This window comes from Acidobacteriota bacterium (assembly GCA_003225175.1).
In the GTDB taxonomy this organism is placed as follows: domain Bacteria; phylum Acidobacteriota; class Terriglobia; order Terriglobales; family Acidobacteriaceae; genus Gp1-AA112.
The window spans coordinates 1-12,708 of the sequence record QIBA01000019.1; the positions used below are offsets into that span (position 1 = coordinate 1).

At 56.8% G+C, this 12,708-nt stretch carries 12 protein-coding genes and 1 tRNA gene; 11 read left to right on the forward strand and 2 right to left on the reverse strand.

Annotated features, from left to right (window positions below):
- Window positions 1-185 precede the first annotated feature (185 nt).
- From DMG62_00585 to DMG62_00620, 8 genes are all read left to right on the forward strand, one after another.
- Window positions 186-1,217 carry a 4-(cytidine 5'-diphospho)-2-C-methyl-D-erythritol kinase gene (locus DMG62_00585; protein PYY24934.1) on the forward strand — a complete coding sequence of 344 codons (1,032 nt, stop codon included), beginning with the start codon at window positions 186-188 and terminating at the stop codon, window positions 1,215-1,217.
- 49 nt (window positions 1,218-1,266) lie between these two features.
- Window positions 1,267-1,340 (forward strand) — tRNA-Gln (locus DMG62_00590).
- Between the two features lie 176 nt (window positions 1,341-1,516).
- A complete protein-coding gene (locus DMG62_00595) occupies window positions 1,517-2,566 on the forward strand; it encodes a phosphoribosylpyrophosphate synthetase (GenBank protein PYY24935.1) in 1,050 nt (349 codons plus the stop codon).
- A gap of 195 nt (window positions 2,567-2,761) precedes the next feature.
- A complete protein-coding gene (locus DMG62_00600; protein ID PYY24936.1) occupies window positions 2,762-3,496 on the forward strand; it encodes a 50S ribosomal protein L25 in 735 nt (244 codons plus the stop codon).
- Window positions 3,493-4,080 (forward strand): aminoacyl-tRNA hydrolase, encoded by a 588-nt coding sequence (locus tag DMG62_00605; GenBank protein ID PYY24937.1) that lies wholly within the window; start codon window positions 3,493-3,495, stop codon window positions 4,078-4,080. Before DMG62_00600 ends, DMG62_00605 begins: the two co-directional genes overlap by 4 nt.
- Window positions 4,081-4,268: 188 nt before the next feature.
- Window positions 4,269-4,673, forward strand: coding sequence for a 30S ribosomal protein S6 (gene rpsF / locus DMG62_00610; protein ID PYY24938.1), 405 nt, complete (start codon window positions 4,269-4,271; stop codon window positions 4,671-4,673).
- 139 nt (window positions 4,674-4,812) lie between these two features.
- Entirely contained in the window at window positions 4,813-5,148 is a 336-nt protein-coding gene (gene rpsR, locus DMG62_00615) for a 30S ribosomal protein S18 (protein ID PYY24939.1), read from the forward strand.
- Window positions 5,149-5,301: 153 nt separating this feature from the next.
- The gene (locus DMG62_00620) at window positions 5,302-5,763 is read left to right on the forward strand and encodes a 50S ribosomal protein L9 (GenBank protein ID PYY24940.1); all 462 of its coding nucleotides are present in this window, start codon (window positions 5,302-5,304) and stop codon (window positions 5,761-5,763) included.
- Window positions 5,764-5,854: 91 nt separating this feature from the next.
- Here the strand turns inward: DMG62_00620 and DMG62_00625 are convergent, their stop codons facing one another.
- Window positions 5,855-6,826, reverse strand: a complete 972-nt coding sequence (locus DMG62_00625; protein ID PYY24941.1) for a hypothetical protein — start codon at window positions 6,824-6,826, stop codon at window positions 5,855-5,857.
- A 55-nt stretch (window positions 6,827-6,881) separates the two neighbouring features.
- Window positions 6,882-7,388, reverse strand: a complete 507-nt coding sequence (locus tag DMG62_00630; protein PYY24942.1) for a hypothetical protein — start codon at window positions 7,386-7,388, stop codon at window positions 6,882-6,884.
- Between the two features lie 256 nt (window positions 7,389-7,644).
- Here DMG62_00630 and purH point away from each other — a divergent pair, with 256 nt between their 5' ends.
- The 3 genes from purH to DMG62_00645 all read left to right on the forward strand — a co-directional run.
- Window positions 7,645-9,231 carry a bifunctional phosphoribosylaminoimidazolecarboxamide formyltransferase/inosine monophosphate cyclohydrolase gene (purH, locus tag DMG62_00635; protein ID PYY24944.1) on the forward strand — a complete coding sequence of 529 codons (1,587 nt, stop codon included), beginning with the start codon at window positions 7,645-7,647 and terminating at the stop codon, window positions 9,229-9,231.
- Window positions 9,232-9,403: 172 nt separating this feature from the next.
- Entirely contained in the window at window positions 9,404-11,599 is a 2,196-nt protein-coding gene (locus DMG62_00640; protein PYY24943.1) for a hypothetical protein, read from the forward strand.
- A 169-nt stretch (window positions 11,600-11,768) separates the two neighbouring features.
- A partial coding sequence (locus DMG62_00645) for a deoxyguanosinetriphosphate triphosphohydrolase (GenBank protein ID PYY24945.1) occupies window positions 11,769-12,708 on the forward strand: 940 nt, incomplete at its 3' end.

The window sequence follows — 12,708 nt, forward strand, 5'->3', positions numbered from 1 at the left end:
CTAACCTACACATCAACCCAGCATTTCAATGCCGGAAAGCGGGCATTTCATGCTGGGCTTTCGTATTTTGGCGCCTCCGGCGCGGCTCTTGCCGTGGGTCGGCGTTGTGATTCAAAAATCAATTTAGGACAATGTATTGGGTGTCCCATATGGGCTGCGCCGGAGACGCACTTTAGAATGTCTTAATGCCGACGACGCTCCGTTCCTACGCCAAGATCAATCTTGGTCTTACCATTGGCCCGATTCGGGACGATGGTTTTCACGAATTGCGTACGGTTTACCAGACCATTGCGCTCCATGATCTCGTGAAAGTTGAGATAGGGCGGGGGACGGGGATTGAGATTCGTTGCAGGAATCCCAAGGTGCCGGCTGATGAGTCGAACACCTGTTATCGCGTTGCCGATAGGTTCATGAAAGCTATCGGTCAGCGCGGCAAGCTGATGATCACCATTGAGAAGACCTTGCCGCTTGAGGGCGGTTTGGGGGCCGCATCCTCGAATGCAGTCGCCACGTTGCTTGGGTTGGAACGTGAATCCGAGAAGGCGCTCGATCCTGAGGACCGGTTGCGCATCTGCGAGGAGGTCGGCTCCGACCTGCCGCTGTTTCTGAGCGGCGGAACGGTTTACGGCGAAGGCCGTGGTGAACAGATTCTTGCGCTTGAGGAGCTTCCGCCGGTCGATTGCGTCGTTGTCACACCCGAAATCGGCATCTCCACCCCCAAAGCCTTCGCTGACTGGGACGCGCTTGCAGAGCGCGAATCTTCCGACGACACCGGATCCCGCTCATCCAGCCGCGCGGCTACTTTGACCAACTCTGCGCAATCCGCTAAAATTCTATCTTTCAGCCGCTCTGTGTACTCGTGGTTGAGCGGTGGTTATAAGACTCCAGTATCCGGTGTTCCCGCATATGGCGGGGACCGGGCCGAGACACAGCTGCTCGACCTTGTCCGTACCGGGATCGAAAACGACTTCGAACGCGTCGTCTTTCCTCAGCATCCCGAATTGCGTGACGTCAAGCGTGTGCTCTACGGCCAGGCCGGCGATGGAGCGCGTTATGCTTCGCTTTCCGGCTCTGGATCGGCTCTTTATGGCCTTTTCGATTCCAGAGAGAAGGCTGAAGCTGCTGCGGAACGTGTGCAGGCGATGGGTCATGCTGCTCACGTAACAAGCACGCTGACAAGAAAGCAATACTGGGAGACAATGGTAATCAGCCGCTAACGCTGGACTCCCAAACAGACAATTTAACTAACTTGGTCAGCAGGATTTTTGGGCGGTCGACTAATGGTAGGTCAAGTGCCTTTGGAGCACTTTGTCTAGGTTCGAATCCTAGCCGCCCAGCCAGGAAGTAGCTGTCAGCAGTCAGCATTCAGCCGGGAAGCGGCGAGGTGTTTGACCAAGTACGTACTTGTTGACTGGCTGACGGCTGAACGCTTGTTTGCGGGAATTTTCAAATCACAAAATTTCAGAAGCACTAGTCCCGGGCACGAAAGAAAACCAGCTTTCGCGAGGCTAATGGAATGACGACGATCGCAACCGCAATCGAAAAGCAGCAGCAGCAGAAGGGTCAGGCAAGCGTGCAGACGCCGCCTGCGGCGAAGACGGAGCGTAAGCCGCAGCGTCATCGCGACAATGATCGTTTCAAGATCTTCTGCGGCACGGCTAACGAGAAGCTTGCGGACGACATTTGCAGAGTTCTTGAGATTCAGCGCGGACAAGCGCACTTGCAGCGCTTCTCCGATGGAGAGGTTTACTTTCAGCTGCTGGAGAACGTGCGCGGCGCCGATGTTTTTGTCGTGCAGCCCACGTGCTTCCCGGTCGATCAACACCTGATGGAGCTGCTGCTGATGATCGACGCGCTGAAGCGGGCCTCGGCGCGCAGGATCACTCCGGTGATCCCGTACTACGGGTACTCGCGGCAGGACCGCAAAGACAAGCCGCGCGTGGCAGTCTCGGCGAAGCTGGTGGCGGATTTGCTGACCACGGCTGGTTCGCATCGCGCGCTGGTGGTTGATTTGCACGCGCCGCAGATCCAGGGATTTTTCAATATCCCGGTGGATCACCTGTTTGCGTCGCCAGTGCTGGTTTCGGCGGTGAAGGATTTGAGTTTGCCCGATCTGACGGTGGTATCGCCGGATGCGGGTGGCGTGGAGCGCGCGCGCTTCTTCGCCAAGAAGATGGATACGGCGTTGGCTATCGTGGATAAACGGCGCACAGACATGAATGTGACGGAAGTGATGCACGTGATCGGTGATGTCGAAGGACGAACGGCGCTGATTCTCGATGACATCATCGACACAGCGGGCACGCTGGTGAAGACCGCCGACGCTCTGCTGGATGCGGGTGCGGTTCGCGTCCTGGCCTGCGCGTCACATGCGGTGCTCTCGGGACAGGCAGTCGAGCGTCTCCACAATTCCCGCATTGAGCAGGTGATTGTGACGGACACAATCCCATTAAGCGAAGCGGCGAAGAATGAGCCGAAGATCAGGGTGAAGACAATCGCCGGCCTGTTGGCGAGAGCGATTGAAAGCATTCATGAGGAGACGTCGGTAAGTAGTCTCTTTAGTTAGGCACAAAAAAAATTGAACACGGAGGGCACGGAGGTCACTGAGGGGAATCTGGATTCATTAATTCGGTTTGATATGGTCATGATTTTGAGAGGCAGGTTCACAGGTTCAAGGGATATCCAATAATCGCCTCCGCGTCGTCCTCAGTGCCCTCCGTGTTCAATCCCGGTTTTGATTCTTAATAAGTAGAAGGACATTATGGCAACCCAAGAGTTAGTAGAAGCACAACCGCGGCCGGCTGAAGAGGCGCGCACGAAGAATGCTGCGCGCCGCGTGCGTCGCAGCGGAAATATTCCCGCTGTGGTTTATGGCGCGAAAAAGGATTCAGTCGCGGTTACCGTAAATCCCAAGCAGATCAGCCGCATTCTCCACTCCGACAGCGGTCACAACACCGTATTTGATCTGAAAGTCGGCAGCGAGCAGACCAAAGCGATGATCGTCGACTGGCAGTATGAGCCCATCAAGGGCACGCTGCTGCACATCGATTTGAAGCGCATCGCGATGGACAAGGCGCTTCGCGTAAGCGTGCCAGTGGAATTGACCGGAGTCCCCGAAGGCGTAAAGACTCAGGGTGGAATTCTGGAGCAGATCGTGCGGGAAGTGGAGATTGAGTGTCTGCCTGCCGACATTCCGGATCACATCGATGTCGACGTGACTGCTTTGGTGTTCGGACAGGTGTTGCGCGTCTCCGATCTGCCGCACAACGACAAGATCAAGGTCATTACGGATGAGACGCAGCCTGTAGCGCACATCACGTCGGTGAAAGAAGTTGTCGAGGCTGCTCCGGCTGAGGCTGGCGTTGAGGCGGCTGCTGCTCCGGCTGAGCCTGAGGTCATCAAGAAAGGCAAGCAGGAGACTGAGGAAGGTGCTGCGCCTGAGGCGGCAGCGAAGCCCGAAGGCGGTAAGAAGGCTGAGGGCAAGAAGAAAGAGTGAAGCTGGTTGTCGGTCTGGGCAATCCCGGCATCGAGTACCAGTTCACGCCTCACAATCTCGGCTTTCTGACGATCGACCGCATCGCCGAGCGATGCAAGGTTGATATCGCAAGCCGCAGATGCCAGGCGGCTACGGGCAAGGTGAAGCTTGCAGGACAGGAAATCCTGCTGGCGAAGCCCGAGACCTACATGAACCTCAGCGGGCTTTCAGTGCGAAAACTGGTTGAGGATCTTGAGGTAAATCCGGCGAGCGATTTGATCGTCGTCTACGACGAGTTGGATTTGCCGTTTGGCGCGACTCGTATCCGGCAGCGCGGTGGAACGGCAGGGCACAACGGGCTCGAGTCGATCGTCGGATCGCTCGGTACCGACGAGTTCATCCGGGTGAGGTTGGGAATCCAGCCCGATCATCCGGTAGGCGACGGCGCGAAGTTCGTTTTGGGACAGTTCAAGAAGTCGCAGCTCGAAGCTGTGGATGAACTGATCGAGCGGGCCGCCGATGCGGTAGAAGCGATTTTGAAGGATGGGGTGGGAGCGGCGATGAACCGCTTCAACCAGCGTACGAAGAAAGAAGAAGAAATGTAACTTGCGGTTTAGGGAAGGGCACGGCTTCAGTCGTGCCGCCATGCAAGTTTCACTTCGATTGGGATTTTCGGCTGAGGTAATCCTCGTTGCGAGAGCGAACCTCAGGCAAAAGCGCGAGATAGGTTAATAGGCTTTCGGACGGCACGACTGAAGTCGCTGCCCTCCCTACAGCCAGAGAAGGGAACACAATGCAACAACGTACATACGAAGTGATGTTTATTATCCGGCCTGACCTGCAGGAGGAGGAGATCGACAAACTGCTCTCGAACCTTGAGTCGCAGGCCGCGAATGCCGGCGCAACTGTGAAGAACGTCGAGCGCATGGGCAAGCGACGCCTGGCGTACCTGGTCCGCAAGTTCATCGATGGTTTCTACGTGCTGCTTACCGTGGAAGCGGAGGGCAAGGCGATTCACGAGATCGAGCGCCGTCTGCGCGTCTCGGAACCGGTGATCAAGTTCATCAGCGTGCGCATCGACCAGGAGCAGAAGCGTCTGGAGAAGATCAAGCAGCTTCGCTCGATTCGCGTGAAGCGTTCTACGGCTGAACCTGCGGTGACGCCGGAAAGCGCCCCTGCTCCAGCGGCAACGGCTTGAAAGAAAAAATTTGTTTGGGGAAGGGCACGACTTCAAGCCGTGCCGGTAGTCACGAATAAAACCTCAATTTGGGGTTTGCTTTCTTTGATGGTACGGCTTAAAGCGCCGTGCGCTTCCCTGACCCTTACGAAGGAGAAACATGTCAGATACACCTACAGCAACTCCCGCATCCGGCGGACAAGACCGGCAGGATCGCGGACCGCGTCGTGATTCCCGTGGCGGACCCGGAGGCCCGGGTGGGCGCGAAGGCGGACGCAAATTTTTCCGCCGCAAGAAAGTCTGCAAGTTTTGCGTGGAAAAGATCGACTCCATCAACTACAAGGACGTGCGCCTGCTCTCCGGCTTCGTTGCCGAGCGTGGCAAGATCGTTCCTCGTCGTTTGACCGGGGTCTGCACGCCGCACCAGCGTCGCCTGAGCGCCGCCATTAAGCAGGCGCGCAACATTGCGCTGCTGCCGTTTGCTGCGCGGGTCTAAGAGAAGCTGCTGGCGACTAACTGCTAGCCGCTGGCTTGTGTGCGGGTGAGGTCAGACTCCCGATCTGGGCACAGGAATGTGCGCCCCGCAATTTTGTGAAGATTAAGCTGCCTTTTGGCTAGGAGCTAGCCGCCAGCAGCTAGGAGCTTAGTAATGGAAGTCATTCTGAAAGAAGACGTAGAAAAGCTTGGCCATCGCGGCGACATCGTGAAGGTCGCCGAGGGTTTTGGCCGCAATTTCCTGCTGCCGCGCAAGCTCGCGATTGAAGCCAGCAAGGCAAACAAAGCAGTCATCGAGCAGATGAAGGCCGCTGCGGTGCGCAAGTCTGCGAAAGAGAAGACCGGCGCCGAGGCGCTTGCTCAGCAGCTCAATGACGTGCAGCTCACCTTCGAACGCAAGACCGGCGAGAAGGACCATCTGTTTGGGTCAGTCACATCGTCTGACGTCGCCACTGCTCTCGAAGCCAAGGGGTTCAAGATCGACCGCCGCAAGGTTCATCTGGATGATCCGCTCAAGAGCCTGGGCGAGTTCCACGTTCCCGTGAAGTTACATCGAGACGTAACTGCGCATATCAAGGTCACCGTAAACCGCGAAGGCGGCGAAGCCGGAGTTTAGGTTTGGTAGAGACGCAGTATGCTGCGTCTCTACCGCACAAAAAAGGCCGTCCCCAAAAGGGACGGCCAGTTGTTGCTAGTCGCTCGAACTTTTACTGCTGATTCACCTGAAGTAACATCTGCGTGCCAGTATCAAGCTTGACGTCTTTACCGGCCGAGGTAATTACTGATCCTTGCGTCGCATTTGATGCAGCGCTGTTAAGCTGCAGCCCATTCAGTCCGATCACGCCCTGACTGCTCGACGTTAGCTGACCAGCTGCTCCGTTCACGGCCCCACCAGCGTTTGCGCCTACTCCGGCTGCTGTGTTTCCAACTCCACTCGCGACTCCGCCCGCAGTGTTACCCACTGCGCTGGTCGCGCCGCCGACGGTTCGTCCGGCGCCACCCAGCAGTCCTCCACCGCCGCCTTCTGCGGGCGAGACGTTTCCTGCTGCCTGGCTACCTAACGATGAGTTTCCCGCGAGAGCGTCATCTCCCATTGATGCCGAGGTAGAGTTCGCGGCGGCCGCGATTGCTTTGATGCTTGCGTTCAGCGGAACCTGCTGTCCATTTTTCAAAACGGCATGGTCAAACGCGATGCCCAGTGCCGACTCGGAATCGCCTTTAGCCTTCGCTTTCGCGTCGGTCACGTGACCTATGAGGCGAGAGCCGCGAGGAATCACGACCCCTGAGGTCGAACGAACCTCCTGCGTTGTTTTGGCCGCGATCTCGTCGCCGGGTTTCGCCTTGCGCGCGTCGACCGGCTTAGTGAGCGCCGCGGGAATAGTTGTTCCGGCGGCCAATTCACCTGCGCCGCTGGCGCTAGTGCTTACCGATTTCCCATTTACGGAAGCCGAATTGTCGTTGCTGGCGCTCCCGTTGGCATCTGCGTCCGCTTTGCGATGCTTACGGTTCGCCTGCGCGTTTGTATCGACCGACGTGTTCGAATTTACGTTGGCATTGTTTTGTCCGGCCTGAACGCTGGTACTGGTGTTAGCAGAACCGCTGGCCTGGGCGTCTGTCTGAGCGGATGCTGTGAAACTCACGAGGCCCGCTGCCGCAACTGCAATCAAAAACCGCTTCATATTTTTGTCTTCTCCTTCAACTGACTTGGAAAATGTTTTGATTTTCAGAAACTGACTACTTGGCTGCGCGCTCGCTGACGCTGCGCGCTGACTCCGTGTTGATCATCTGCATCGAGGTCACGGAGTACTCGCGCTCTCTGCCGTCGAGCTCAGGAACGGCGAGGAGCAACTTGTCCTTCTTGATCCGGAACTCCGCGCGCTCGCCTACCGGCAACAGCACCGGGTGCTTCTCCTCGCGGGGACGAATGCGATACATCACACGATCGGTCTTCAACACGTATTCCTGGCAGAGCATCTCGCGCTGTTTCTTGTGCGCTCCATCGGTTCCCAGGATCTCTCCGGCAAAACTCTTGCCGCTATTCTCGTCGATTCCGCATGGCACAGCATCCATATTCGAGATCGTGCCGGCCTGGCGGAAAATTGGCTTATCCTTCGCAAATGCGAGCGAGCCGAGCATAAAAAAGCAAATTGCAATCGTTGACTTCATGGCGCCTCCTGGCGACGGAGGTCTGAATGCAGATCGCATGCCACAACCAGAGTAGATGCTGAATTCAAAGTACATGGTTGTTTTTCAGGTACTTAGGTCGAGTAACGCGAAATTGGGCAATTTCCTTTGGTTTCGGGAAAATCTTCTCGCGCAAGGAAGAAATGAGAGCGGTTTGCTAAGACGCAGTAAAGGTTGCCTCGAACATAGGGACAGGGAACAGGCCGCGGCACAAGGCATAACGTGCGTTTGAACAGCATGACATCATGTCGTTGAACTCTTTAGAATCAGGTTTTAATTCCTTCACGAGGACCTCAGTTTGTCGCAGACCGAAATTCTCGAGACTCCGTCGAAAGTCACAACAGAGCAGGTAAAGCCGGTGAGGCGCGCGATTCTCAGCGTCACGGACAAAACCGGCATCGTGGAATTTGCGCGTCACCTGGAGAAGGTCGGCGTTGAGCTGGTTTCGACCGGAGGCACTGCCAAGCTGCTGCGCGAGACCGGCATTCGAGTCAGGGACATCTCCGAACTGACGGGTTTCCCCGAGATGCTGGATGGGCGGGTGAAGACCCTCCATCCCAAGGTGCATGGGGGAATTCTCCACGTCCGCGAAAATGCAGCGCATCGCGATGCCGTGAAAGAGCACGAGATTCCTGCAATCGATATGGTCGTGGTCAACCTGTACGCGTTTGAGAAGACGGCTGCGCGTCCGAATGTCAGCTTTGAGGAGCTCATTGAGAACATCGACATTGGGGGACCGTCGATGCTGCGTTCGGCGGCAAAGAATTTTCAGGATGTGGCGGTGGTGACTTCGCCCTCTGACTACGCGAGTATCGCAGAAGAGCTTTACCGCGCAGGCGGCCTCTCGCTTACCACGAAGTGGAATTTGGCTAAGAAGGCCTTTGCTACCACGGCGGCTTACGATAATGCGATTGCATCCGCTCTTGAGACAATCGCGACTCCCGGCGAGCTGCCATCGCACGGTGCTCCCTTCCCCCAGACTTTGCGCCTGGCGTTCTCGAAGCTGAAGGATCTGCGCTACGGCGAGAACCCGCACCAGAAAGCTGCTGTCTATACGGATGGCTCGAATCGCGGAATCGCGAATGCGCGACAGCTTCAGGGAAAGGAACTCTCCTACAACAATCTGGTCGATCTCGACGCAGCATGGGAACTCTGCCGCGAATTTGATGAACCCATGTGCGCGATCATCAAGCACACGAATCCTTGTGGGGCCGCTACCGGGGCGGACGTTGTCACGGCATACAAACGTGCGTTGGAGGCAGATCCTGTGTCGGCGTTTGGCGGGGTTATCGGGATCAATCGCGAGATTGATGAGGCGGCTGCCGAAGAAATTGCGAAGCTATTCGTGGAGGCCATCGCCGCTCCAAGCTACTCGCCTGCAGCCCTGGCACGATTTGCCGCAAAAAAGAACCTTCGCCTGCTCCAAATGATTCCCGATGAGCCCAAAACGGTTCTGAAACAAGTCTCCGGAGGTATGTTGCTGCAGGATGCAGACGTGCATACCTTGACCTCCGCTGACTTGAGGGTCGTAAGCAAGCGACAGCCTACTCAGGAAGAAATGTCAGCTCTGCTGTTTGCCTGGAAGGTCTGCAAGCACGTGAAGTCGAATGCGATCGTCTATGCCGGCAATGGTCAGGTCGTGGCCGTAGGAGCGGGGCAGATGAGTCGTATCGATTCTTGCAAGATTGGGGCGGCCAAAGCGGTTTTGCCGCTGAAAGGCACGGTGGCCGCATCCGACGCCTTTTTCCCCTTTCCTGACGGCGTGGAAGAGATCGCCAAGGCCGGGGCGACTGTCGTAATCCAGCCCGGCGGTTCGGTTCGCGACAACGAGGTGGTAGAAGCCGCTGACAGGCTGGGACTAGCGATGGTGCTCACCGGGGTCCGTCACTTCCGTCACTAATAACAGCGTCGATCCCGACCGGCTAAGGGGTACAATTTAAACTGGCGTCAATCCGCATTTGACCGGGCTTCGCCGGGCGACTGGGCGTGCATCAAATTAAGTGCAGATGCGAAGCTGCCGCCTGCGCATCCAATAACTCGGGAGTGAAGGTTTCTTTCCGCCAACTGAACTCATGACAAGTCTCAGTCTTCGTCTGTCTTCTTTCGTCCTTTTTAGCTCGTTAATTGGCTTCGGCCAGACCCCGGCGGCTCAGTCTCCACCGACATCTGCCCCGGCTGCGCCAGCGGCCCAAAGTCCCGACAAAGCCCCGAATAATCAGAATCAGACCCCCGATACGCCTGCGCCGCCGGCAAAGGGAAAGTCGACACCTTCCGCTACAGAAAGGAAGCAGGCGACGGATAACACGCCGCCGGAACAGCGTGATCGCGCCCAAGCCTACTATCACTATTCACTGGCCCACATGTACGAAGAGATGGTTTCGGTTTACGGCCATTCGGAGTACGCCAGCAAGGCCATCGATGAATATAAGCTCGCGCTTCAGAATGATCCCGGATCTGAGGAGCTAAATGCCGGCCTTGCCGAGCTTTATTTCAAAACGGGACATATTCGCGACGCGGTCACGGAATCGCAGGAGATCGTAAAACGCGATCCCAACAACCTTGACGCGCGCAAACTGCTCGGCCGAATCTATCTTCGCTCGATCGGCGATATGCAGGGCGGAGTGCAGTCCTCTGAGGTGCTGAGACTCGCAATCGAGCAGTTCAGCGAGATCGTAAAACTCGAGCCTGACAAGGTTGACGACCATCTGCTTCTCGGTCGTCTTTACATTCTCAATAAGGACTATTTGAAGGCCGAAGGAGAGTTCAAAGCGGCCCGTCAGCTGCAGCCAGACTCAGAAGAGGCGGTGATCAATCTCGCCTATTTGTACAACGAAGAGGGCGACAACAAAAAAGCAGCCGACGTGCTCCAGTCCATGCCGGACGCGCAGCGCACCGGCAAGGTATATGCGGTTCTGGGTTACACCTACGAGCAGCAGAAAGACTACAAGCGGGCGATCGAGGCTTACACTCGCGCGATCGACCAGGACAAGGACAATTTGGATGCCCAGCGGGGCTTAGCTAACAGTCTGCTAGGCGACAACCAGATGGAAGCCGCTCTCACGCAATATAAGCAGGTCGCGGATGCCGATCCCCAGGATGCGCAGGCATACATCCGCATGCAGGAGATTTATCGCCGCCAGGGGAAGTATGCCGACGCGATGGCCACGCTGAAAAAGGCTGAGTCCCTGGTGCAGGATTCAGTAGAAATTCCCTACAACGAAGCGCTGATCAACGAAGCTCAGGGAAAGTTCGACGATGCCATCCAGATTTTGCAGCAGCTCGTCGACAAGAACGCGAAGCCGATCGCAACCATGACGAACAGCGAGCGCAATAACCGCTCCGTGTTCCTGGAGCGTCTCGGCATCATTTATCGCGAGACTGGCAGAAATCAGCAGGCTATTGAGACCTTCCGCCGCATGATCGAGCTAGGAGATGAAAGCGCCGAGCGCGGTTATAGCCAAGTCATCGACACATATCGGGAAGACAAGCAGTGGAATCTGGCAACGACTACTGCGCAGGATGCCGTGAAGGCGCTGCCGAAAGATCGATCGATGCGCCTGGTTCTGGCCGGCCAGCTGGCAGACAACGGCAAGGCCGATCAAGGTGTCGCGATGGCCACGGCTGAACTGAAGAATACCCCTGAAGATCGCGATGTCTACCTGGCGCTGTCGCAGATTTACGCGCGTTTGCGGCGCTGGTCCGATGCCGATCAGGCTTTGAACAAAGCCGATTCGCTCAGCAACAAGCCCGAGGACAAACAGTACGACTACTTCCTGCGCGGCTCTTACTACGAACGGCAGAAAAAATATGAACCTGCCGAGGAGATGTTCCGCAAGGTGCTCGGCACTGATCCACGCAATGCGATGGCGCTGAACTATCTCGGATACATGTTGGCCGACCGCGGCGTGCGGCTGGAGGAAGCGCTCAGTCTGATCAAAAAGGCTGTACAGGAAGAGCCGCAGAATGGCGCTTATCTGGATTCCTTGGGCTGGGCCTACTACAAGATTGGGAACTACGAAATGGCTGAAGAGAACCTGCGGCGAGCGATGGAGCACATCAGCAAAGACCCAACGGTCCACGACCACATGGGCGAGGTGTATGCCAAGACAGGCCGTCTGAAGCTGGCTGCAGCGCAATGGGAGCGCGCCCTGGAAGAATGGAATCGCTCCCTGCCCGCCGATGTGGAGAGCAACGACGTAGCTCGCGTGCAAAAGCAGCTGGAGAGCACGAAGGTAAGGCTGGCGAAACAAGAGGCGGCAAAAGACTAGCGGTCGGCGCTCAGCAGTCAGCATTCAGCCCCTAAACCTCAGGGCCCGATTTCCGATCCGGGCCCTTTGCTTTGTCTTGCGAAAACTGGACAGAGATTCCACACGATTGACTGCCTGAATGCTGACAGCTGAACGCCGGCCGCTGGTCTTGCAGTGCTACTCTGTTCCCATGTACGCGCCCTACGCGCTGCTTCCGGATGACTCGCGGGGTCGACGCTATCCCGAGCCTCCGCATCCTTACAGATCGGACTTTCAGCGCGATCGCGATCGCGTGGTTCACTCCCGCGCTTTTCGGCGATTGGAAAACAAGACTCAAGTCTTCACGTATCGCGGCTCCGACCACTTTCGCAACCGGCTCACTCACACCATAGAGGTCACGCAGATCGCGCGCACTGTGGCTTCAGCATTGCGGCTGAATTCCGATCTGGTCGAGACGCTCGCCTTAGTTCACGACATTGGACATCCGCCATTCGGCCATGCCGGCGAACAGGCTCTCGATCGCGAGATGCGTACCTTCGCCGACATGTTCGATCACAATCTGCATGCTCTGCGAATCGTGGAGCACTTTGAGCTGCGCTATCCCGAGTTCCGCGGTTTGAATCTTACTTTCGAGGTTCGTGAAGGCATCATCAAGCACTCGCGTGATTGGAGTGCGGCCGAATTCCCCGAGCTGGGGGAATATTTGCTCGATCAGCGACCGCCGCTCGAAGCTCAGCTCATCGATCTGACTGACGAGATCGCCTACAACGTCGCCGATCTGGACGATGGTGTCGAATCGGGAATCATTTCCATCGAAACGATCCGCGAGCATCTACCCTCGTTTGAGCGTATCTGGCTCGAGGTCGAGCAGCGCTACCCTGACGCACTGCCCAAACTGAAATTAAGCGAATGTCTGCGAAGAATACTTGATCGCATGGTAAGCGACCTCATCCATGCCAGTGGACACCGCATCCGGGCAGCACGAATCAACCGCTCGCGTGAAGTGCGCGCATACCCAGAGCGTCTGATCGGCCTCAGCGCCGAGGGTGATGCAGAGCGCCGGGCGACGAAGGCATTCCTGCATGCCTATCTCTATGACAGTCTCGTGCTTAGTTCAGACCGAGCGCGAC